This is a genomic window from Aeromonas sp. 600774, from assembly GCF_049175075.1.
Classification (GTDB): Bacteria; Pseudomonadota; Gammaproteobacteria; order Enterobacterales; family Aeromonadaceae; genus Aeromonas; species Aeromonas veronii_A.
In genome coordinates this window covers 81,607-103,506 of record NZ_JAAKUJ010000011.1, presented here as the reverse complement: position 1 = coordinate 103,506, position 21,900 = coordinate 81,607, and the positions used below count along the sequence as shown (strand labels likewise).

At 59.1% G+C, this 21,900-nt stretch carries 21 protein-coding genes; 11 read left to right on the top strand and 10 right to left on the bottom strand.

From position 1 onward, the window contains the following. Positions 1 to 5 precede the first annotated feature (5 nt). From G5171_RS13480 to G5171_RS13440, 9 genes are all read left to right on the top strand, one after another. Positions 6 to 593 (top strand): YqiA/YcfP family alpha/beta fold hydrolase, encoded by a 588-nt coding sequence (locus tag G5171_RS13480; protein ID WP_421244411.1) that lies wholly within the window; start codon positions 6 to 8, stop codon positions 591 to 593. Positions 594 to 595: 2 nt separating this feature from the next. Next, the gene (locus G5171_RS13475; RefSeq protein WP_421260313.1) at positions 596 to 1,219 is read left to right on the top strand and encodes an NUDIX hydrolase; all 624 of its coding nucleotides are present in this window, start codon (positions 596 to 598) and stop codon (positions 1,217 to 1,219) included. A gap of 196 nt (positions 1,220 to 1,415) precedes the next feature. Next, positions 1,416 to 1,658, top strand: a complete 243-nt coding sequence (locus G5171_RS13470) for a DUF1656 domain-containing protein (protein WP_033113020.1) — start codon at positions 1,416 to 1,418, stop codon at positions 1,656 to 1,658. Next, positions 1,651 to 2,517 (top strand): HlyD family secretion protein, encoded by an 867-nt coding sequence (locus G5171_RS13465; protein ID WP_215802040.1) that lies wholly within the window; start codon positions 1,651 to 1,653, stop codon positions 2,515 to 2,517. The genes G5171_RS13470 and G5171_RS13465 overlap by 8 nt, the downstream gene beginning before the upstream one ends. A gap of 1 nt (position 2,518) precedes the next feature. Beyond that, the gene (locus G5171_RS13460; RefSeq protein ID WP_421260312.1) at positions 2,519 to 4,528 is read left to right on the top strand and encodes an FUSC family protein; all 2,010 of its coding nucleotides are present in this window, start codon (positions 2,519 to 2,521) and stop codon (positions 4,526 to 4,528) included. Between the two features lie 115 nt (positions 4,529 to 4,643). Next, complete coding sequence (gene parE, locus G5171_RS13455; RefSeq protein WP_041209256.1) at positions 4,644 to 6,554, top strand: DNA topoisomerase IV subunit B; 1,911 nt, start codon at positions 4,644 to 4,646, stop codon at positions 6,552 to 6,554. 77 nt (positions 6,555 to 6,631) lie between these two features. Beyond that, positions 6,632 to 6,943, top strand: a complete 312-nt coding sequence (locus tag G5171_RS13450; protein ID WP_421260311.1) for an antibiotic biosynthesis monooxygenase family protein — start codon at positions 6,632 to 6,634, stop codon at positions 6,941 to 6,943. 63 nt (positions 6,944 to 7,006) lie between these two features. After that, positions 7,007 to 9,301 carry a DNA topoisomerase IV subunit A gene (gene parC / locus G5171_RS13445; protein ID WP_421260310.1) on the top strand — a complete coding sequence of 765 codons (2,295 nt, stop codon included), beginning with the start codon at positions 7,007 to 7,009 and terminating at the stop codon, positions 9,299 to 9,301. A gap of 76 nt (positions 9,302 to 9,377) precedes the next feature. Beyond that, positions 9,378 to 10,199 (top strand): hypothetical protein, encoded by an 822-nt coding sequence (locus G5171_RS13440; protein WP_421244409.1) that lies wholly within the window; start codon positions 9,378 to 9,380, stop codon positions 10,197 to 10,199. 498 nt (positions 10,200 to 10,697) lie between these two features. Here G5171_RS13440 and G5171_RS13435 read toward each other — a convergent pair whose 3' ends face one another. Continuing rightward, a complete protein-coding gene (locus tag G5171_RS13435) occupies positions 10,698 to 11,606 on the bottom strand; it encodes a LysR family transcriptional regulator (RefSeq protein ID WP_421260309.1) in 909 nt (302 codons plus the stop codon). 102 nt (positions 11,607 to 11,708) lie between these two features. Between G5171_RS13435 and G5171_RS13430 the strand changes: the two genes are divergently transcribed. Further along, entirely contained in the window at positions 11,709 to 12,950 is a 1,242-nt protein-coding gene (locus G5171_RS13430) for an MFS transporter (RefSeq protein WP_421260308.1), read from the top strand. A gap of 198 nt (positions 12,951 to 13,148) precedes the next feature. On the opposite strand, the gene G5171_RS13425 is transcribed toward G5171_RS13430, so the two are convergent. The 7 genes from G5171_RS13425 to G5171_RS13395 all read right to left on the bottom strand — a co-directional run bounded on the left by G5171_RS13425 (position 13,149) and on the right by G5171_RS13395 (position 19,602). After that, positions 13,149 to 14,636 carry a peptide MFS transporter gene (locus tag G5171_RS13425; protein WP_421260307.1) on the bottom strand — a complete coding sequence of 496 codons (1,488 nt, stop codon included), beginning with the start codon at positions 14,634 to 14,636 and terminating at the stop codon, positions 13,149 to 13,151. A 525-nt stretch (positions 14,637 to 15,161) separates the two neighbouring features. After that, positions 15,162 to 16,064, bottom strand: coding sequence for a cold adaptation protein AtcC (gene atcC / locus G5171_RS13420; RefSeq protein ID WP_421260306.1), 903 nt, complete (start codon positions 16,062 to 16,064; stop codon positions 15,162 to 15,164). A gap of 11 nt (positions 16,065 to 16,075) precedes the next feature. Next, entirely contained in the window at positions 16,076 to 16,843 is a 768-nt protein-coding gene (gene atcB / locus G5171_RS13415; protein ID WP_005335887.1) for a cold adaptation protein AtcB, read from the bottom strand. A 12-nt stretch (positions 16,844 to 16,855) separates the two neighbouring features. Further along, positions 16,856 to 17,398, bottom strand: a complete 543-nt coding sequence (atcA, locus tag G5171_RS13410; protein WP_042032639.1) for a cold adaptation protein AtcA — start codon at positions 17,396 to 17,398, stop codon at positions 16,856 to 16,858. A gap of 23 nt (positions 17,399 to 17,421) precedes the next feature. Then, entirely contained in the window at positions 17,422 to 17,706 is a 285-nt protein-coding gene (locus G5171_RS13405; RefSeq protein WP_005343121.1) for a DnaJ domain-containing protein, read from the bottom strand. 280 nt (positions 17,707 to 17,986) lie between these two features. Beyond that, positions 17,987 to 18,739 carry an SDR family NAD(P)-dependent oxidoreductase gene (locus G5171_RS13400; protein ID WP_266135331.1) on the bottom strand — a complete coding sequence of 251 codons (753 nt, stop codon included), beginning with the start codon at positions 18,737 to 18,739 and terminating at the stop codon, positions 17,987 to 17,989. Beyond that, positions 18,736 to 19,602, bottom strand: a complete 867-nt coding sequence (locus G5171_RS13395) for an NAD(P)-dependent oxidoreductase (protein WP_421260305.1) — start codon at positions 19,600 to 19,602, stop codon at positions 18,736 to 18,738. The genes G5171_RS13400 and G5171_RS13395 overlap by 4 nt, the downstream gene beginning before the upstream one ends. Positions 19,603 to 19,732: 130 nt before the next feature. Here G5171_RS13395 and G5171_RS13390 point away from each other — a divergent pair, with 130 nt between their 5' ends. Further along, entirely contained in the window at positions 19,733 to 20,557 is an 825-nt protein-coding gene (locus tag G5171_RS13390) for a LysR family transcriptional regulator (protein ID WP_266135333.1), read from the top strand. A gap of 76 nt (positions 20,558 to 20,633) precedes the next feature. Here the strand turns inward: G5171_RS13390 and G5171_RS13385 are convergent, their stop codons facing one another. Further along, positions 20,634 to 21,149 carry a protein disulfide oxidoreductase gene (locus G5171_RS13385; protein ID WP_421250982.1) on the bottom strand — a complete coding sequence of 172 codons (516 nt, stop codon included), beginning with the start codon at positions 21,147 to 21,149 and terminating at the stop codon, positions 20,634 to 20,636. Positions 21,150 to 21,152: 3 nt separating this feature from the next. Beyond that, positions 21,153 to 21,896 carry a DsbA family protein gene (locus G5171_RS13380; protein WP_064341631.1) on the bottom strand — a complete coding sequence of 248 codons (744 nt, stop codon included), beginning with the start codon at positions 21,894 to 21,896 and terminating at the stop codon, positions 21,153 to 21,155. Positions 21,897 to 21,900 lie beyond the last annotated feature (4 nt).

The following is a 21,900-nucleotide window of genomic DNA, read 5'->3' as shown; positions in this document are numbered from 1 at the left end:
TCGCCATGAAGCCCGTTCTCCTCTACCTGCACGGTTTCAACTCCTCACCCGGTTCCGCCAAGGCGCAGCAGATGGCGGCCTGGGTGGCCACCAACCGACCCGATATAGAGGTGGTGATCCCGGCCCAGCCCAATACGCCAGCGGCAGCCTGGGCGGCCATCGAACAGACCATTGCCAATTTGCAGAGCCGCTATGGTAGTGAATTCAAGCTCGGCACCGTGGGTAGCTCCCTCGGTGGCTTTATGGCGACCCGGGTCAGCGAGCAGTACGGCTGCCGCGCGGCCCTAATCAATCCCGCGGTGCGCCCGCATGAGCTGCTCTGTGACTACCTTGGCCCCCAGACCAATCCCTATACGGGTGAGCAGTACCAGCTGCTGCCTGAACATATGGATGAGCTGCGAGCGCTGGCGGTACCGGTGACGGCGCCGGAGCGACTCTGGATCCTGCAGCAGCAGGGAGATGAGGTGCTCGACTATCGCAAGGCGCTGGATGAATACCGTTTTGCCCGCCTCTCGCTGGAGTGCGGCGGCAACCACGCCTTTGTCGCGTTTGAGCGTTACCCCGCCCAGATTATCCGTTTCCTCGGGCTTTAATCATGCAACCGCCGTTGTCCGCCTTTCTGGAACAGGTACTGGCCACGGCGCAAGCGGGCCTCACCTACTCCAAAGACCCCTTCGATATCTGCCGTTTCGAGGCGCTGCGAGCGGCCACCGTGGCCCTTATTGCCAGCCAGAGCGAGCTGGCGCCGGAAGCCATTAGCGACTGGATTGCCCTCGATCACGGTTATCCCACCCCCAAGCTCGATGTGCGGGCCTTCATTCAGAACGATGCGGGTCATATCCTGCTGGTGCAGGAGCGCAGCGACGACTGCTGGACTCTGCCCGGTGGCTGGTGCGATATCGGTGACTCGCCGGCGGATGCCGTGGTGCGTGAAGCCGTTGAGGAAACCGGCCTTGCGTGTCGGGCGGTGCAACTGCTGGCCCTGTTCGACAAGCTAAAACACCCTCATCCACCCCAGTTGCCCCACGCCCACAAGGCTTTCTTCCTGTGCGAGGTGACCGGCGGCCAGCTGCTGGGCGAAACCGATGAAACCAAAGGGGCGGGGTACTTCCCCATCGACGACTTGCCCCCGCTCTCCCGCCATCGGGTGGTGGCCTCCCAGCTGCGCACCCTCCATGAGCACTTGCAGCAGGGGCGGCGCGATACCCTGTTTGATTGACATCTGAGGAAGTGAACCCGTTCGAGCTTGGGGAGGTGCCGACGCGCGATGGAGTGCACCATCCAGCGGATCGACAGGCCTGAACGAAAGGGGCTCATATGTTCCTGTTGCGCCCTGCGGGGCAGTGTTAATCTTTAGCGGCCTGTTTACTTTGCCTCGCCCGGGGCAGGGAATGGCCGAACTCTTCTGAACTTCACTGCCAACAGGGAGCACGTTTGTGACAACTCCTTCTGCGCTGCCGGATCTGGTACTGGGCGCCTCTCTCTACTTTCCGCCCTTGTTCAAGGCGGTGTTGCTCGGCCTGCTCTGCTGGCTGCCGGTGCACCATCTGCTGCGTGACTGGCTCTATGGCGGGGATGTCTGGCACCCCTTGCTGATGGATCTCTCCCTCTTTATCCTCGCCGTCAGCGGCGCTCTATGGATGCTGTTACATGGCTAAATCACCTCTCGCGACCCTCAAATACTTCTCCACCCTGCTGGTCTGCGCGCTGGCGCTGGCGGCGGGCTGGTGGCTGTGGAACTACTACATGCAGGGGCCCTGGACCCGGGATGGCAAGGTGCGCGCCGAGCTGGTCAGCATTACCCCCGAGGTGTCGGGCAAGATCATCAAGATAGCGGTGAAGGACAACCAGCTGGTGAAGGCGGGGGAGGAGATCTTTACGCTCGACCCCGAGCCCTACCGGATCGCTCTCGATAATGCCCGGGCAGCGCTGGCCAAGGCGAAATCGGATCTCGACAAGGCCGAGCATGAGGCGAATCGCCGCAGCGGCCTGTCGCGCAGCGTCATCTCCGCCGAGACGATGGACGAAGCGCGCCTCAATGCCCAGGCGATGCAGGCGGCCTATCAGGTGGCACAGGCCAATCTGGAGAAGGCGGAGTGGTCGCTGGCCAAGACCCGGGTGCATGCCGCGAGCGATGGCTACATCACCAACCTGCAGACCCGGGTCGGCAACTATGCCAGCGCCGGCGTGCCGCTGGTGGCGCTGGTGGATACTCACTCCTTCTATGTGCAGGGTTACTTTGAAGAGACCAAGCTCGGCCACATAGCACCGGGCAAACCGGCTGAAGTGGTGCTCTACAGCGGTGAACAGCGGTTGCGCGGCGAGGTGGAGAGCATAGGGCGCGCCATCCACGATCAGAGCGTCGATGGCGGCAACGGCCTGCTGATCGACGTCAAACCCAACGTGCCCTGGGTGCGGCTGGCCCAGCGGGTGCCGGTGCGGATCAGGCTGCTGGATGTGCCGGCGGACGTGACGCTGATCGCCGGCACCACCTGCACCATCACCATTGGCGAGTAGGGTGAGCGAGTCATTCTGGCTGCGTACCCCCTGGGGGAAGGCGACAGGGGGGCAGTGGCGCTATGCCCTGCGCAATGCGCTGGCCATGTGCCTGTCGCTCTGGCTGGCCTTCGTGCTGCAGCTCGACTCCCCCTACTGGGCGATGAGCTCGGCCGCGGTGGTGAGTTTTCCCACTGTGGGCGGGGTGATCAGCAAGAGTCTGGGGCGGGTGGTTGGCAGCCTGATGGGGGCGATGGCGGCGGTGATGATCACCGGTCTTGGCATCAGCGATCCCTGGCTGTTCAGCTTTCTCATCGCCCTCTGGCTGGGCTTGTGCACCTACATCTCCAACCACTATCAGAACAACGTCTCCTACGCCTTCGCCCTCGGCGGTTACACTGCCGCCATCATCGCCTTCTCCTGCGTCAATGTGGCGGATCCCCACCATATCTTCGATATTGCCCAGGCGCGGGTGAGCGAGGTGATCATCGGCATCCTCTGCGGCGGTCTGATGATGATGATCCTGCCCAGCACCTCCGACAGCGAAACCCTGCTGGAATCCCTGCGCAAGAGCCAAGCCCGCCTGCTGGAGCATGCCCAGCTGCTCTGGCTGGGGGAGATGACGCACGAGGTACGCAGCTCCCACGAGGGGTTGATCGGCCAGATCCTCACCATGAACGTACTACGCATTCAGGCGGTCTGGAGCCATCACCGGCTGCGGCGCCAGAACCGGCTGCTCAACTTCCTGCTCCATCGCCAGCTGCGCCTGATCAGCCTTATCTCCAGCCAGCGCCGCATGCTGCACAACTGGCCGGAACAACCGGAAGGCATTCAGGCGCTGCTCGCCACCCTGCTGGCCGAGCTTGGCAAGCCGGAGTGCGACAAGTATCGGGTCGCGAGGTTGCTGGCTCCCCTGATGCCGACCAGCGAGCATGATTACCGGCTGCGCACCTTTTTGCTGCGGCTGCGCCATTTCTGCTGGAGCTATCTGGAGTGCCAGCGCTGGCTCGACCGGTTGACCCGCTACGACGATCAGGAGTGGCCGGCGCCGCCCCGTCACACCTCCCTCACCAGCCATACCGACACGCTGGAGGCCGCCTACAACGGCGGGCGCACCTTCCTCTGCGTGCTGCTCGGCTGCACTTTCTGGATCAACAGTCAGTGGGATGCGGGCAGCTCGGCGCTCACCATGCTCTCCATCTGCTGCGTGCTCTACTCGGCGACCCCGGCGCCGGCTCAGGGGGCCAACACCATGCTCAGGGCGATCCTGCTGCTCAGCCTCATCTGCTTTACGGTCAAGTTTGGCCTGATGATCCGCATCGACGATTTCTGGATCTTCTGCCTCTTGCTCTTTCCGGCGCTGCTCACCATGCAGCTCTGCAAACAACAGCAGGTGCGGCAGGCGGGCCTCTGGGGCCAGATGATCGTGCTGCTCGGCTCGTTTCTCGCCATCACCAATCCGCCCAGCTACGACTATCAGCAGTTCATCAACAGCAGCCTTGCCCAGATGCTGGGGGTGATGAGCGCCGCGCTGGCGTTTCAGCTGCTGCGACCCAGCTCGGATCGGCGCAAGAGCCGCCGCCTCATCCGCTCCCTGCGCCGCCACTTCATGGAGCAACTGGAGCCCGCCCCGCGCCAGAGCGAGAGCCAGTTCGAGTCGCTCATCTACCACTGCATCAGCCAGCTCGGCCAGAGTCAGGATCAGACCGCCCGCCTCTGGGTATTGCGCTGGGGCGTGGTGCTGCTCAACTGCAGCCATATCGTCTGGCAGCTGCGCCAGTGGCGCGGTGACGAGCACCCCCTCTATCTGGTGCGCGCCAACTGTATCCGCAGCCTGAAGGGGATCCTCACCGAGCAGGGGGTGCAGCACGCCTCCTTGGATCGCACGCTGGCCGAGCTGCAGCGGATCAGTCAGGGGCTGGCCAACCATGGCGATGGCACGGCGCGAGAGCTGGCAGGCATGGTGTGGCGGCTGCAAAGCTCGCTCTCCCAGCTGCAACAGGCGCTGCCGGGCCCTGCCGAGGGGAGCTGAGACAGCCTTGGGAGGGGCACAATCCCCTCCGGATCACCCTTTCCCGCAGCCAAGTTTGTCCAATACCCTCCCAACGAGTAAGATTCTCCCCAAACGTCAATTCGCAAGGCCCTCCATGTCTACTCAATACAATGCGGATGCCATTGAGGTCCTCAATGGCCTTGAACCGGTGCGTCGCCGCCCCGGCATGTATACCGACACCACCCGGCCCAACCACCTCGGCCAGGAGGTCATCGACAACAGCGTCGATGAAGCGCTGGCAGGTCACGCCCGCAATCTGGAGGTGATCCTGCATGAAGACCAGTCCCTCGAAGTGATCGACGACGGCCGCGGTATGCCGGTCGATATCCACCCGGAAGAGGGTGTCAGCGGGGTGGAGCTGATCCTCTGCAAGCTGCACGCGGGCGGCAAATTCTCCAACAAGAACTACCAGTTCTCCGGCGGTCTGCACGGGGTGGGTATTTCGGTAGTAAACGCCCTCTCCGATCGGGTCGAGGTGACGGTACGTCGCGATGGTCAGGTCTATGACATCGCCTTCGAGCGCGGTGAGAAGGTGCAGGAGCTGACCATCACCGGCACCTGCGGTCGTCGCAACACCGGCACCCGGGTGCGCTTTTGGCCGCAGGCGAGCTACTTCGATTCGCCCAAGTTCTCGGTCACCAAGCTGGAGCACCTGCTCAAAGCCAAGGCCGTGCTCTGCCCTGGCCTCACCATCAAGTTCCTCGACAAGAACACCGGCATCAAGCTGGAGTGGTGCTACGAAGATGGCCTCAAGGATTACCTGATCGATGCGGTCAAGCAGTACACCTGCCTGCCGGAGCAGCCCTTTATCGGCTCGTTCAGCTCCGAACAGTCGGCGGTGGACTGGGCCCTCTGCTGGTTGCCGGAAGGGGGCGAATGCCTCGCCGAATCCTATGTGAACCTCATTCCCACTGCGCAGGGCGGTACTCACGTCAACGGTCTGCGTCAGGGGCTGCTCGACGCCATGCGCGAGTTCTGCGAGTTCCGCAACCTGCTGCCGCGCGGGGTCAAGCTGACTCCGGAAGATATCTGGGATCGCTGCGCCTACATCCTCTCCATCAAGATGCAGGATCCGCAGTTCGCCGGTCAGACCAAGGAGCGCCTCTCCTCCCGCCAGAGCTCGGCGTTCGTCTCCGGCGTGGTGAAGGATGCCTTCAGCCTCTACCTGAACAGCAACACCGAGCTGGCGGAGCAGATCGCCGAGCTCTGCATCTCCAGCGCCCAGCGCCGGATGCGTGCCGCCAAGACGGTGGTGCGCAAGAAGATAACGCAAGGCCCGGCACTGCCCGGCAAGCTGACCGATTGCGGCTGCGCCGACCCCATGCAGGGCGAGCTGTTCCTGGTGGAGGGTGACTCCGCGGGCGGCAGTGCCAAGCAGGCGCGGGATCGCGAGTTTCAGGCCATCATGCCGCTGCGCGGCAAGATCCTGAACACCTGGGAGGTGGAGGCCGGTCAGGTGCTCGCCTCGCAAGAAGTTCACGATATTTCCGTGGCCATCGGTCTTGACCCCGACTCCAATGACCTCAGTGGCCTGCGCTATGGCAAGGTGTGCATCCTCGCGGATGCGGACTCGGACGGTCTGCACATCGCCACCCTGCTCTGCGCCCTCTTCGTGAAGCACTTCCGTGCGCTGGTGGAGAAGGGCCACGTCTATGTCGCCATGCCGCCCCTCTACCGGATCGATATCGGTAAAGAGGTCTACTACGCCCTCGACGAGGACGAGAAGAACGGCGTGCTGCAGCGGGTCGAGGCCGAGAAGAAGAAAGGCAAGGTGATGGTGACCCGATTCAAGGGCTTGGGCGAAATGAACCCGAAACAGCTGCGGGAAACCACCATGGATCCCAACACCCGCCGTCTGGTGCAGCTCACCATGGATCCGGCAGGGGAGAGTGAAGGGGATGCGGCTGACGAGACCCTGCAGCTGATGGACATGCTGCTGGCCAAGAAGCGGGCGAGCGATCGCCGCGAATGGCTCGAAGAGAAGGGCAACCTCGCCATCATCTAAGCCGGTCAAGTGCGTGACCTGAATGGCAGGAAGAGCCGTTAACTCTCGCGAGTGCGGCCCATATACAAGGAGACAGGATGATAGCCAATACTCCCGAGCCCCCTTACTACGCAGTGATTTTTACCTCTCTGCGAACTGACAAGGATGCAGGTTACGGCGCGATGGCCGAACGGATGGTCGAGTTGGCTCAGCGACAGAGCGGCTTTCTTGGTATGGAGTCAGCGCGTGACGGAGTGGGTATCACGGTCTCCTACTGGCGCGATCTCGAGTCCATTCGCAATTGGAAGGCGGAGCTGGAGCACAAAGAGGCCCAGCGGCTCGGACGTGAGAAGTGGTATAGCGCCTTCAAGACACGCATTGCACGGGTAGAGCGCGATTACGGCCTGTAAGGTGCTCGCCCCTCGATTTTTTGCGGCCAAGGCCGCGACCCAAATAATGAAGAGAACTATCACATGAGTGATGCTATCGAGCTCAGTCTGGACGGGGTAGAGCGCCAGCCAATGCGCACCTTTACCGAACAGGCTTACTTGAACTACTCCATGTACGTCATCATGGATCGGGCCTTGCCGCATATCGGCGACGGCCTCAAACCGGTGCAACGGCGCATCATCTACGCCATGAGCGAGCTGGGGCTGTCGGCGCTCTCCAAGCACAAGAAGTCCGCCCGTACCGTGGGTGACGTGCTGGGTAAGTACCACCCCCATGGTGACAGCGCCTGTTATGAAGCCATGGTGCTGATGGCCCAGCCCTTCTCCTACCGCTACCCGCTGGTGGACGGTCAGGGCAACTGGGGTGCGCCGGATGATCCCAAATCCTTCGCCGCCATGCGTTATACCGAAGCGCGCCTGTCGCGCTTCTCCGAGCTGCTGCTCTCCGAGCTGGGGCAGGGCACGGTGGAGTGGACGCCCAACTTCGACGGCACCATGAAGGAGCCGGTGGTGCTGCCTGCCCGTCTGCCGCACATCCTGCTCAACGGGGTGACCGGTATCGCGGTGGGCATGGCAACCGACATCCCGCCCCACAACGCGCGGGAAGTGGCCTACGCCTGTGCCGAGCTGCTCGACAACCCCAATGCAGGGCTCGATGTGTTGATGCAGCACATTCAGGGGCCGGACTACCCGACCAACGCCGAGATCATCACTCCGCGCGACGATATCCGCAAAATCTACGAGACCGGCAAGGGTTCCATCAAGCAGCGTGCGGTCTGGAGCGAGGAGGATGGTGACATCGTCATCACCGCGCTGCCCCATCAGGCCTCCGGCGCCAAGATCATGGAGCAGATTGCCGCCCAGATGGTGGCGAAAAAGCTGCCGATGGTCACCGACCTGCGCGATGAATCTGACCACGAGAACCCGACCCGTCTGGTGATCGTGCCGCGCTCCAACCGGGTGGATGTGGAGGGGCTGATGGCCCACCTGTTCGCCACCACGGATCTGGAGAAGAACTACCGGGTCAACCTCAACATCCTCGGCCTCGACAACCGGCCGCAGGTGAAGTGCCTCAGGACCATCCTCAGCGAGTGGATCCAGTTCCGCCGCGAGACGGTGCGTCGCCGCCTGCAGTTCCGCCTCGACAAGGTGCTGGCTCGCCTGCACATCCTTGAAGGCTTGCTGATCGCCTACCTCAACATCGACGAGGTGATCGAGATCATCCGTACCGAGGATGAGCCGGGCAAGGTGATGGTGGAGCGCTTCAACATTACCGAGACCCAGGCCGAAGCGATCCTCGAGCTGAAACTGCGCCATCTGGCCAAGCTCGAAGAGTTCAAGCTGCGCGCCGAACAGAACGAACTGGCCGAAGAGCGCGACAAGCTGGAGCTTATTCTGGGCTCCGAGCGCCGCCTCAACACCCTGCTCAAGAAAGAGCTGCTGGCCGATGCCGAGAAGTACGGCGACGATCGCCGCACCCCGCTGGTGGAGCGTGCCACCGCCGTGGCGCTGACCGAGAAAGAGCTGGTGCCGAGCGAACCGGTCACCGTCATCCTCTCCGACAAGGGGTGGGTGCGCGCCGCCAAGGGCCACGACGTGGATGTCGAGGGGCTCTCCTACAAGGCGGGGGACAACTACCTCACCCACGCCTTTGGCCGCAGCAACCAGCAGGCGGTGTTCCTGTCGAGCTTTGGCCGCACCTACTCGCTGGAGGCGCACACCCTGCCCTCCGCCCGCAGTCAGGGCGAGCCGCTCACCGGCCGCTTTGCGCTGGGTGCCGGTGAAGAGGTACGTCATCTGGTGATGGGCAACGAAGGCGAGCCGTATCTGATCGCGAGCGACGCCGGTTACGGCTTTGTCTGCACCTATGACGATCTCATCGGCAAGAACAAGAACGGCAAGGCGCTGCTCACCGTGCCGGAAGGGGGTCTGGTGATGGCACCCCAGAAGATTGGCTCGCCAGAGACCGATCTCTGCATGGCCATCTCCAACGAGGGGCGCATGCTGCTGTTCCCGATGAACACCTTGCCGGTGCTCGGCAAGGGCAAGGGCAACAAGCTCATCAGCATTCCGTCGGCGCGCGTGAAGGCGCGGGAGGAGTTTGTGGTGATGGCCGCCGTCATCCCGCAGGGCCAGTCGGTCACCCTGTTTGCCGGCAAGCGCAAGCTCACCCTGAAACCTTCGGATCTCGACTACTACCGTGGCGAGCGCGGCCGCCGCGGCGCCAAGCTGCCCCGCGGTTTGCAGCGGGTCGATCGTATCGAGATTGAACCCGCCGCCGGTGCCGAACCGGTAGCCGGGGAAAATCAGGAAGGGTAATTAATATAGAAGGGCGCGAAAGCGCCCTTCTATTATTAAAAGTCACGTATTAAGATTATAAATTTATGGGGTAGATATGAGCCAGGTCTTTAGAGTGGTAAATACCTATTATGAAGATTTTGAATCTTATGATTGTGTTTTTACATTTAAAACCATTAGATTTTGGTTGTGTCTTATATCGTTAGCTTTTTTTATCTTGGCTATGTTATGGCGATTTGAAGCTTTTGCTATCCCACATGCTAATGTTAGTTTGTCGAATAGAACTATTTTTATTTTCTTGCTTGAGTTTTGTTTTTTGATGTCATGTTTTAGTTTGAATTTGCTAAGGGATGAAATAGTTGTATCTAGAATGCAGAAAAAGTTAAAAACCAATGAGAAAAAACTTAGCAAGTTAAAATTAATTTGGCTGCAGAAGACAGTTGGGGTCGGAATGGATGGTTATTTATCCTTAGCTAAGGAACTAGATCAGTTATTGGACTTACGTAAAAAGCATAATAATAATTTTTCACCATCGTTACAAACTATCGTTCACCTCATTTACACGTCAGATGCAAAAAATCGTATATTGGCATTGTTTATTTCAGTGTCTGCGGCTACTGTGGCTTTAAGCATTTCCGCTGGCTCTAATATTAATGATGTTTTTTCTTTTATACAGGAAACTGGTTGGCATCAGTTTTTTATATTAGATGCAACAATTGCTTTTGGTATATTTGCCTCTATTGTAGGAATACGCTTGATGGCTTGGATGGTATACGTAGCACTATACAAAATCTCCGATAAGGTAAAAGGCGTGAATGATATTGACCACTTTAGGGTCAGCCTGTTCATAAACCAATTATTACTTGCACATACTTTCAAAAAAGCAAAAATAATAGTGAGCTTAGAGGGAAATAACTGATATGCATTGTAAATGAAGTTAATTATTTTTGTATGTAATGTTAATGTGTGCTCGTTGTTTAGCGAAGCCTAATCAGACGATCGCGAAAACCAGTTATAGCCACCTTGTAGGAATTCCTGCTGCTCTCTATACCCATCGCCACCGAGATTGCGGTACGGACGATTACGCTTCGCTAATCGACCCTACTTCTATCTGTTTTCTTTAACGTTCTGCTGCTTGTCGATGGTTTGCTCCCCTCATCCCCGACCCTTCTCCCCTTATCTATGGCAAAGAGTGGGAGAAGGGAGTGCCGGAATCACCGCTGGGTGATGGCATGACCACTAGTGCCAAAGGTTGGTATTGATTTGTTCCCTCTCCTTTTGGGAGAGGGCTAGGGTGAGGGGGGCGTAGATCTGACTAGCGCAGCGTAATCAGATGTTCACGAATGCTAAAAACTGGAAAGCACCTTTTGATATTGTGAAAAATCAGTCTGACCTGTTGAGGTTTTATCGATTTTAGCTACTGATAACTCATAATATTTTGTCGTATGAACTCAAGAAATACACGTGTTTTAGCAGGAAGATATTGGCGGTTCGCATAAACAGCAAACAACTGCAATGGGGCGGCGGGTAACTCAAGTTCAATTTCAACTAACCTGCCATCATCAATAAACTCTTGGCAAGATACCTTGGCAAGAATGGCAAACCCTACACCAGCTATGGCTGCTTTTAACGCCAGTTCGCCACTATTGACCCGGTAGTGTTCATTCACCTGGATGGTGGAAAATTCACTGTTCGTGCGAGTAAATTGCCAAGGCATCCCTTTCAGAGCGCTCACCGTTGTTATGCAGGGGAGAGTTTTGAGTTGTGATGTGTGGTTGGGAAGCCCCCACTTCTGGATCAATGACGGGGAGCCAACAACAGTACAGGGAATGGTGGTCAAATGGCTGGCTATGTAATCGCAATCATCCATCTTGCCTCTGTGAATGATGATTGCCATGTCCAAATCCTCTCTTAATGATTCAAGTCCGGAGAGATTGGTAATGCAGCTTATCGTTATTTCAGGATGCTGGCAGGCAAAGTCGGCAATGGCAGTACCGAGCAGTTTTGGCCCAGCCTCATTGGGGATGCAGATGCGTAATGGCCCTTTCAGCTGAATCTGCTGTGATGTCAATTCAGCCTCGGTTTGCTCCAGTGATTCCAGCAATGGTTTTACTCGGGTATAGAGCAGTTGCCCTGATTGTGTGAGCTTCATATGGCGGGTTGAGCGTTCAATCAGTTGAAGGTTCAAGGCTTCTTCCAATTGAGAAATACTGCGGCTCACATTTGAGGTGGGGATTTGAAGGGTTTTAGATGCCCCGACAAAACTGCTGTTTTCAACCACTGCGATGAAAATTTTCAGCGCATTCAATTCCATGCCGGTACGCATTGATTATCCCTAATCTGATAACAATTTATGCCATTTTAACGAATAAAATTAAAATGTGATAGTGGGTATACTTTTTATCTCTAAAGATTGAGAGTAAACACTATGATGCTAGATAAAAATAATGTGGGTAAAAAAACTCACAACAATAGTTCGGTTATGGATTTTAACGTTGTTTTGTTGGCCGCATTGATTCAATTTGTCAGTGCGCTTGATTTCATGATGATTATGCCGCTTGGGCCTGATTTATCTCGCGCACTAAATATAAGCCCAACCTATATAGGATATTTAGGAGGTGGGTATGCACTTGCCGCCGCACTATCATCGTTGTTATGTGCCAGATATCTCGACCGATTTGATAGAAAGCATGTCGCACTGATCACATTGTTGGGGATCTCGCTATCCACTTGGGCCTGTGCATTGGCATGGAATATGGAAAGTTTATTCTTTACCCGCTTGCTGGCCGGTGTGTTTGCTGGCCCTGCAACATCCATTGCTCTGGCGATCGTTGTGGATGCCACACCAATAGATCAACGTGGTCGAGCGATGGCCATCGTGATGGGGGCATTTTCGTTGTCAGCGATTGCCGGTGTGCCGTTGGGATTGGAGCTGGCAATGTTGAAAGGATGGAGTGCACCTTTCTATGTTTTAGGTGGCTTGGGATTGTGTGTCTGCGTGGCGGTATATACAAGGCTGCCTGAAATGACAGCCCACTTGGGATTGAACCAGAAGGCTTTTTCATCCATTGAAATGTTGAAGCGACCGGTGGTGTTGAATGCATTTATGGCAATTGGGTTGGCAATTTTCAGCACCTTCCTTATTGTTCCCAACATAGCTGCTTATTTTCAATTTAACCTTGATGTCCCTCGTGGTGATATGAGTCATTACTATGTCATGGGCGGCATTTTTAGCCTGTTTTCAATGCAGCTTGGCGGATTGTTTATTGACCGTTTTGGTGCAATGAAAGTGACGATTTTGATGGGGGCATTGACGATAGCGGTTGTTTGGGATGGTTTTTTGCATGAGCCTTGGTTGCCGACCATAGTGATTTTCACGTTATTCATGGTGGTTACATCGACCCGAACGATCACCGTTGCTGCTGTTAATAGTCAAGTAGCAGCGCCTTGGGAAAGGGCGGGATTCATGTCATTACAAAATGTTTTTCAACATATATTTAGTGGCTCGGCTGCCATCATCTCTTCGATGATTTTAACAAATGTCGATGGTTACCTTGGCAACATAACTCTATTGGCTTGGCTAACCATAGTGTTGACGATTATTCAGCCACTTTTTCTATATCGATTGCTCAAGCTGCTGCGTTTGGGAACCCCAAAATCGGATGTTTGAGAAACGAGACCTGTGGGGACATAGGCTTGATTGACGAAGCCTAAACGGGGGCTCGCCAGCCAGACGCGGGTCATCCATCCCACCAAAAGAGAAGGGCCCCGCCATCCATGATGGCAGGGCCCTTTGCATTATCAGCCGCGTTGCTGATTCAACTGTTCGCGCTGGTAGGGGCCACTGAAATGGCTGGCCCGAATCCAATTAGACAGGAATGGCTGTCGCCGCCGGTGGCGGGGTGATCTTGGAGGCGATCAGCTGGCGCAGGCGGAGCACCAGCAGTAGCAACACCACGCCGCCCGCCAGCGAGCCCCAGCCGAGCATATTGAACACCGAGCTGTAGCCCGGGTTGGTGGCCACCGGAGAGCTGCCGATATTTTGCGGCATGGCGCCGGAGACATAGCCCGCCAGCACCGAGGCGACGCCGGTCACCATCATCCAGCAGCCCATCATCAAGCCTTGCAGGCTGGCGGGGGCCAGCTTGCCGATCATGGCGTAACCGATGGGGGAGATCAGCAGCTCGCCAAAGCTCTGCAGCACATAGCTGATGGCGATCCACTTGAAGGCGACCAGCCCGTCGGCCCCCGCCAGATGGATGCCGATCGGCAGCACCAGCATGCCGAGCCCCATGCAAAACAGGGAGGCGGCAAACTGGGAGGGGATGTCGATATTCCACCCCTGTTCGCGCAGCCGCTTGAACAGCAGCGCCATCAGCGGGCCACCGATGACGATGACAATGGTGTTGATGTTCTGGATCCACTGGGGGGCGACCCGCAGCCCGAACACGTTGAGGTTGATGTTGTGCTCGGAGAAGAGCATCAGCCCCATGGGCGCCAGCTGGTAGAGCGACCAGAAGATGAGGGAGCCGAGGGCGAGGATCAGGTAGGCCACCATGCGGCTACGCTCGGCGGCGTCCGGGTGGCGGGCGGTCATCACGCAGAGCAGTACCAGCACCACGGCCCCCAGGATCAGCACGAAGCTGCCGCTGAAGCTGGCGTGGGTCAGCAGCAGGCGCAACGCCGGCACCAGCATGGCCAGAATGGCGATCCCGGCCAGCATTCGGCGGTAGAAGCCGCTCCCTTTGACATGGCGCAGCGGGGTGCTGATATCCGCCAGAATCGGCCAGCAGGCGAAGGTGGCGATGATGGCAATGATGTTGCCCAGCGTCGCAAACAGGAACAGGGTGCGGTAATCCTCGGTGAGCTGGAAGTAGCCCGCTACCGTGAAGCCGATAAAGAAGCCCAGATTCATCCCGGCGTAGTTCCACAGGAAGGCGCTCTCGCGGCGGTGATCATCCGGGGCGAAGCGCTGGGTCAGCATCATGTTGAGGCAGGTGACGTTGAGGCCGCTGCCGGTGAGGAACATGGCGAGCCCCCAGTAGAGGCCGGTGATCCCCATCTCGGCGATGAAGTAGCAGCCGATCACCTGCAGCACCATCCCCATCACGAACAGGTTGCGGTTGCTGAGGTAGCGCCCGCCGAGATAACCGCCAAACAGGTGCAGGCCATAGTTGAAGGCCCCGAAGACCCCCATCATGGCGTTGGCCTGGGATTCGCTAAAGCCGAGCCGCTTGGTGGCGTAGAGCACCAGCGTGGAGTAGAGCACGGCAAACCCCAGGGTCGAGAAGGTCTGGATAAAGAACAGCGCCCCGGAGCCGGGGGGAATGGTGGGGTGTTGATTCGAAGCGCTCACGGTCTGTCTCCTGTGAGAGAAGAAAGTCATAACTCGTCCTGAGAGCGTACCGGTCTGCTGCCGGCTAGCCTTGTGCGCTTCCATGCTGGTCTGAAGGCCGGTCTGTCATTTAGCGGCCAAGCGGTGCAAATAGCCATACCTGAAATTTAATCCGGCGCGATTAATTGCTTTTTATTGATCTATTCCGCCTTTTTATGCGCGATTGAGCCGTGGTTGTAGCTCGATTTACCACGTGATTGCGACACGGTTGATGTGATCCAGTCGGCTATTTGGTGCCGATTATGGCGCTGTAGCGGGATCTGCGTCCCGCTTTGTTGTCCCGAAACGCAGCTGTCGCCAAGTTGTTGTATTGCAGGTTGTTTATTCATTCTTGGGTATTGAGTGAATAAATATCGGTAGGAGAAGGGGTAGCCACAGGGTGACTTGCGCGTGTTCTCTCTTTGTTTGGGAGAGGGTGAGGGGAGGATAGAACAACGCCCGGCGGGCCGGGCGTTGTGGTGCGACTGATGGGCGGCGAAAGCGGCTTTAGAAGTCGTGGTAGAGCGGCCAGCCGAGCAGCGGGTGCTTGAGCCCGGCGCGCATCTCGATTTTGTCGAGCTTCTCCGGCGAGGCGTTCTCTTTTTGCAGCAGCTGGTACTGGCGCACAAAGCCGAGGGTGTGCAGCAGATTGGGCACAAAGCCCGGGCTCAGCTCCTGACGCAGGGCGGTAGCCATGTCGGCGGGCAGCGCGCTCAGCATCAGGGTGAGTTGGGCGGCGAGGTAGTCGGTGTCATACCAGCCCTCGTCGAGCTCAATCTCCCGCGCCAGTTTGCGCTTGAGATCCTGCTTCACCTTGAGCGGGGCGGCGCCACTGCCCTTGCCGCAGAGGATGCGGTAGAGCAGCGCTTCGGCCAGCTTGTCCTCCATGGTGGGGTGGTCGCTCTCGCAGGCGAAGAAGTGCTGGTCGATGAGTTCCATCAGGCGGCTCTTGTTGTGCTCGGTCAGCGCCTTCTCGTACTCCTGCCACCCTTGCCACTCCTCCACATCGGGCGGGCTCGAGATCTTGTCCAGCAGGCGGGCATCCACATCACCGTAGAGGCTGTTGCCAGCCTGCTTGGGGCTGACGGTGATGAGCATTGACCAGCCCTTCTGGAACGGTTTGATGGGGCCTTCCGGCGCCTGCAGCAGCGCCAGTGCCTTGGCCGGATCCCGCGCCGAGAGCTCCTGCAGGCCGAGGCTCACCACACCGATGACGTCGTGGGCGGCCTGCTCCAGCAGGTGCATCTTGTACTTGTTGTAGTACTTGTCGGCGAATTTGAGGCTCATCAGCACCGCCTTGCCCTTGATGGCGGCCAGCTGTTGCTCGCTCAAACGTTCATTGTCGCGGCCAAAGCGCAGCACCTGGGTCAGAAAGGGGCCCTGGTTGGCATCGCGAATGACTAACTGCATGAATGGGCTCCTTAATCCAGAAAGCTGAACATGTCGTCGACGTCGCCGTACTCGTCTTCCTCGACCTTGTTCTTCTCTTTGGCCTGCATCACCAGCTCGGCGGCAAACTTGTTGATGATGCCGTCCCAAGTGGAGTGCTCGTTGCGCAGCAGCGCCTTGATGGCTTTCTCCACCTCGGGGGCCAGCTCGCGAATGAGCATCAAGAGGCTGCGCGGGTCATCCAGCGCGTAGTCGTGGACATCCTCGCTCTGCTGGCGCTCGCTGTAGCGCAGGGACTCTTCGAGATCTTCCTCTTCGGCGTGCAGCACGTCGCGATAGCCTTCGTCCTCTTCATAGCGATCGCCGCGATAGAACTCGATAAAGGGGATGGCGAGGTAGAAGAGACCGGCCGGATCTTCGGCCACGCACTCGAGGATCTCGCGCTGCTTGGCTTCGCTATCCTGGGTACGGATCAGGTAGTTGAGGAAGTCGAAGGTGTGCTGTTGCAGCTCGTCGGCGTTGTTCTTGATCGCCTCTTCCCAGTAGAGCGGCTGCTGGCAGACGATGTCGCGGATCCGCTCCGGGGTCATCAGCTCGGAGATGATGGAGGGGAAGGAGATATCGTGCTGGCCGTTAATCTGGGTCAGGGTAACGATATCAATGTTTTCAATCACTTCTGCCAGCTGGTCGTCAGACATGGTCTTGGCGATCAGCTCGAACTTCTCGCTGGCCTGCTTCGGCTCGATAACGGCCAGCTCTTTGATCTCGATGGCGGTAATTTCTATCAGACTGTTGCTCATGCCTTGCCCCAATTAGAAACGGACTTCGTCGTACATATCCTGATCGCCGTCGTCATCACCATAGCGGTCACTGCCGCCGTGGTAGTCGGCGTCGGCATCTTCCCCGTCTTCATCTTCTTCGTCGCGCAGCTCATAGTCATCATCACCGCGGTGGCTGCCGCGTGGCAGCGGGTTGTCGAGCAGGAACAGCACGGCGCAGGCTTCCATCAGCTGATCTTCGCTCTGGGCCCGCACCGCCTTGACCAGCGGCAGGGCGGCGTTGTTGAAGCCGACGCTCACCTTGAACTCGTCCCAGCTCGGCTGCTCGCCGCTGGCGAGCCACTTGTTCCACTGCGACTTGGCCTTGGCCGGGAACTGCACCCGGCCATAGAGGGCCAGCGGCAGATACTCGGGCATAAACTCCAGCATGCTCATATCGGCCAGCAGCAGGCTCTTCATCTGGTCGGTGAACTGTTCCAGCCCCTTGGGGTCGTCCTGATCCCGGTAGGATTCGATGTTTTCGCTGGCATCGCTTTGCAGCGACTTGAGCCGCGCCTGGTCCCATCTCTTTTGCATAGTTGCTCTTTCTGCCTGCTGTTTCAGGGGTAGAACTGATCCCACATCTCCTGCATGGCGGAGGCGGGGTCGGTCACGATGACGTTGTTGAAATCCTTGATAAAGGCAGCCCGCTGTTTCGGATCGGACAGCACTTCATAGGCCTGCTTTACCTGGTGCAGCTTGATGGCTGCCTGCTCTTTCTCTTCTTCACTGGCCCCGTGCAGCTTGTCGGGGTGGTACTGGTTTGACAGCCGACGATAGGCTTTCTTGATGTCGTTTTCGCTGGCGTTGGACTTGACGCCCAGCACCCGAAAGTAGTTGTTCATGGCAGATCCTGCATCACTGGCATCATAGGATTCACGCTGCGAGTGCCTGATGGTGGGGATTGGCAAACCAGGCACGGCAAAAACCCGTCATTTTAACGGAAACAGCCCGCCAACGCGATGAGTTGGGCGATCAATTAACGGGCGAAATGAAGAGGGGTCAGTTGAGCGTCTATTGTTGCCAGTCGGTCTGGCCAGTGCAAGGGCGGCAGGGCAAAAGCGATGAAAAAACGGGCAGGAAAGGCATGGGCGGCAGGCCGGGGCGAGGCTGCCGCCGCAGGGGTTACTCCTCCCAGAAGGAGGCGGAGGTGTGGTAGATCATCTTCTTGCTCATCCCGCCATCGACCACCAGATTGGCACCGTTGATAAAGTCGTTCTGGGGATCCGCCAGAAAGAGGCAAGCGCGGGTGATGTCGTCGGGGCGCCCGACCCGGCCGCTCGGGTGCTGGCGGTGATCCGCCTCGGTCAGGGTGTGGTAATCCTCCGCCTGGATCCAGCCCGGACTGATGGCATTGACCGTGACGGGGTAGTCGGCCAGTGAGTTGGCGAGGGACTGGGTGAGGGCGACCAGCGCCCCCTTGGAGGCGCCATAGGCATCCCAACCCGGCTCGTTCTGCTGCCAGCGGGTGGAGGCAATATTGATGATACGGCCATAGGGCAACCCGCGGTTGGCCTGCACAAAGGCGCGGGCGCAGAGCATGGCGCCGCGCACATTGACCGTCATCACCTGATCGAACTGGGCTGCGCTCAGATCCTCGAAGCGGGTGTGGAACTTGCTGATGGCGCCGTTGTTGATCAGCAGATGGATGCCGCCATGCTGCGCGCTAACCTCGGCAAAGAGCCGCACGATGGCCTGCTCATCGCGCAAGTCGAGGGGATGAAAGTGGATCTCGGGATGGTCGAAAGCGTGAGGGGCCAGATCGGTGGCGATCACCCGATAACCCGCCTCGGCCAGCCCGATGCAGAGCTGGCGGCCAATCCCGCCAGCGGCGCCGGTGACCAGTGCAATTTGGGGTTGGTTGGTCTGCTCGTTCATTGTGCTGCTCCATTGCGCGCCCGCAGCACCTTGATGAGAGCCGAGACCTCCTGCTGACCAAATCCTTGCGCCACCCCTTCCTCAAACAGATCGGCGGCAAAGCGCGGGAAGCTGCTGTCGATCCCGGCATCGGTGGCGTGACCGGCGAGGCGGCTGATGGCGGCGCTCCAGGTTTTCAGGCTGGCGTAGGGGTGATCGAAATCGCCGCTCGCCAGCGTCTTGCCAAGGTGGGCCACATCGCCCCCCAAAATCGGCGACAGCTCGCTGAACTGGGCGCACACCTTGGCTACCGGCAACCCTTCCGCCTCGCAGATCAGCGCGCCGTGCAGAGCACCGAGCAGGCCACCGGCAAAGTAGGCGGCGACGGCACAATCTTGCGCCGCGGCGGCGCCAACCGCCTCGGCCACATGGTTGAGGGTTGGGGCGAGCAGGCGCAGCACCGGCTCGGCCTCGCTAAAGGCAGCGCTGGCACCGGAGCAGATGATGCTGGCATCAGTGGTGCCGATCTGATCCGGGAAGCAGAGGATGGCGCCATCGAGATAGCGGGCGCCGCGGGCGTGGCACCAGCTCTCCAGCGCTCTGGCCCCGGTGGAGAGCTGCACCAGCAGCTTGCCCGCCACCGCATCGCTCGCCTCGTCCAGCAACTGCTGGCTGACGGCGTAGTTATCGACGCAGACAAGGGTGATATCACTTGCGGCGATGGCTGCGTCAACCGAGGGGGCGAGTGTTGCACCCAGCGCTTGCAGCGGGGCTGCCTTGGCGGCGCTGCGATTCCAGACGGTGACCGGATGGCCCGCCTTGAGCAAGGTGGTGGCGAGGGCGGAGCCCATGGCCCCGAGGCCGATGACAGATAGATGGCGCATGATGGCTCCTGACAGTGTTGATAGACGCTGATATAGAAAATTGGGATGCCTTGTGGCAGGTAAGTCACTATATTTGCCCCGTGTTGCCGTGAAAAATGGCTTTTATGACTGTCTGGTATAGGTGAATTCTATGGATGTGCGAACCTTGCGTGCGTTTGTGGCTGTCTTCGAGGAGCGCAACATCACGGCGGCCGCCACCCGCCTTTTCATTACCCAGCCCACCCTCTCCACCACCATCAAGACGCTGGAGGATGAGCTGGGGGTGACCCTGTTTGTGCGGCAGGCGCGCGGGGTGGAGGGGACCGAAGCGGCGCACCGGCTCTATCCCCGCGCCAAGCGGCTGATCGCCGATACCGACTCTCTCGCCCGCGAGTTTCGTGAAACCTCCCCCTGTCTCGAGCTGACGGTGGGGATTGAGGCAGACCTTGGCGATGGCGTGGTGGGGGCGCTGGTGCAAGGGGCGCTCGCCCACGAGGAGATCCTGCTGACTCTGGAGGAGGGGGGCTGTGGCGATGTGCGGCTAGGGTGTGAATCCCTGCGTTGCGGTGACGAGCTCTTTATCCCCCTGCTGGAGGAGGAGTTTGTGCTGGTGCTGCCGCCGGATCACCCGCTGACGGGCAAGGGATCGCTCACCCCGGATGCGCTGGCGGACGAGCCTTGGGTCACCTGCCCGCGCCATGACTCTCACCTGCGGCTGATCGCCATTCTCGGCAATCAGGCGCCCCTCTATCCACGGCGGGCGGGGTCACTGCGACTGGCGGCGACTATGGTGGCCGCCGGGGCGGGGATCGCCTGGTTGCCTCGTTCCCTCTGTCCGCACGGCTGTACGGTCGCCGAGCTGGCGGCCTCTTCCTTCAAGCGGCGGGTGGGGCTCTGCTACGCCCCCGATGCGTTGCGCTCGGCGGCGGTGACCGCCCTGCTGGCTCAGGTGCGCGGGATGCAGCTCCCCGCCTGATGTCAGGATAAAAATGTCGGCATAAAAAAGGGCCATCCGGTGGGATGGCCCTGTTGAAGGCAATGTTGTTGCGTGGCTAGAGCGACGCCCACCAGAGCCGCAGCTGCAGGCCCCACTTCGAGCTCCAGCCGGTGGTGCTGCTCACAAGCGTCCCATCCTTGATGACGAGAAAAGTCGGGGTGACCCCCACCTGCCACTGGGCGGCCAGCGCTCCCGACTCGTCGTTGTGGGTCGGGAAGGTGAGCCCCTTCTTGCTCATCCCCTTGGCTAACTGTTCCGAATTACCGGAGCGCAGCGCCACCGTCAGCACGTTTTCACCCTCCTGCCACAGCTGCTGTACCGCCGGGGTGGTGAAACGGCAGACACCGCACCAGCTGGCCCAGTAGTAGACCAGCAGCGGCTTGCCCTGACTCAGGGTGGCGAGATCCGTGCTGCTGCCATTCTGCAGGGTGACGGGGGCGCTCATCGCTCCCTCTGGCAGGGTCGGGCTGCGCCACAGATCGAGCAGGGTCGAGATGACCAGTGCCAGCAACAGCAGCCAGATCGCCTCCTTGCTCCAGCGGCGCCAGCGGGGTTGAGGATTGGTGGCCATCCCTTACCCCTGCTTGGCCAGTTCGGCCTGCACCAGTTGCTCCAGCTCCTCATAGGGGATGGCGCCCGGTACCAGCTGGTTGCCGATAAGCGTCGCCGGTGTGCCCTGTACCCCCAGAATGGTGCCGATGCGCAGGCTGTTGCGCAGCTCCTCGGTCGCCTTGGCGGCCGGTTTGAGCGCGGTGTTGCCGGTGGCGGCCAGCGCCTTGTTGATGTCCGCCTCGGTCAGCATCCCCTGCTTGCTCATCAGCTTGTCGTGCAGGGTGAGGAAGCGAGCGGGATCCTGTTGCCACAGGGTCAGGCTGTATTGGGCCGCCTTGGCGGAGGTCTGCCCCTTGAACGGCAGCAGCTTGATCACCAGTCCCAGATCGTCCGGATAGGCCTTGAGCAGCTTGGTCAGCTGGGGATCGAACTGCTTGCAGTAGGGGCAGTTGTAGTCGGTGAACAGCACCAGCGTCAGCTTGGGGTTCTTGGCGCCGAGGCGCGGGCTGGTGGCGCTGTTGAACAGCACATCCTTGTTGCCCTTGATGAAGTTGCCAAGCTGCGCCTCCTGGGCTGCCGCGTTCTGTTTCTCCCAGGATTCGGCGGCCTCGTCGAGGATCTTGGGGTTGGCGATCAGGGTCTCGCGGATCAGCTCCTTGATGCGCGCTTCTTGCTCCGGGGTGAAGGGGGCGGCGTGCAGGGCCGGAGCCAGCAGGGCTGCGGAAAGGGAGGCCAGCAGGGTCAGGGCGCTCAGAGTCGGTTTCATGGTT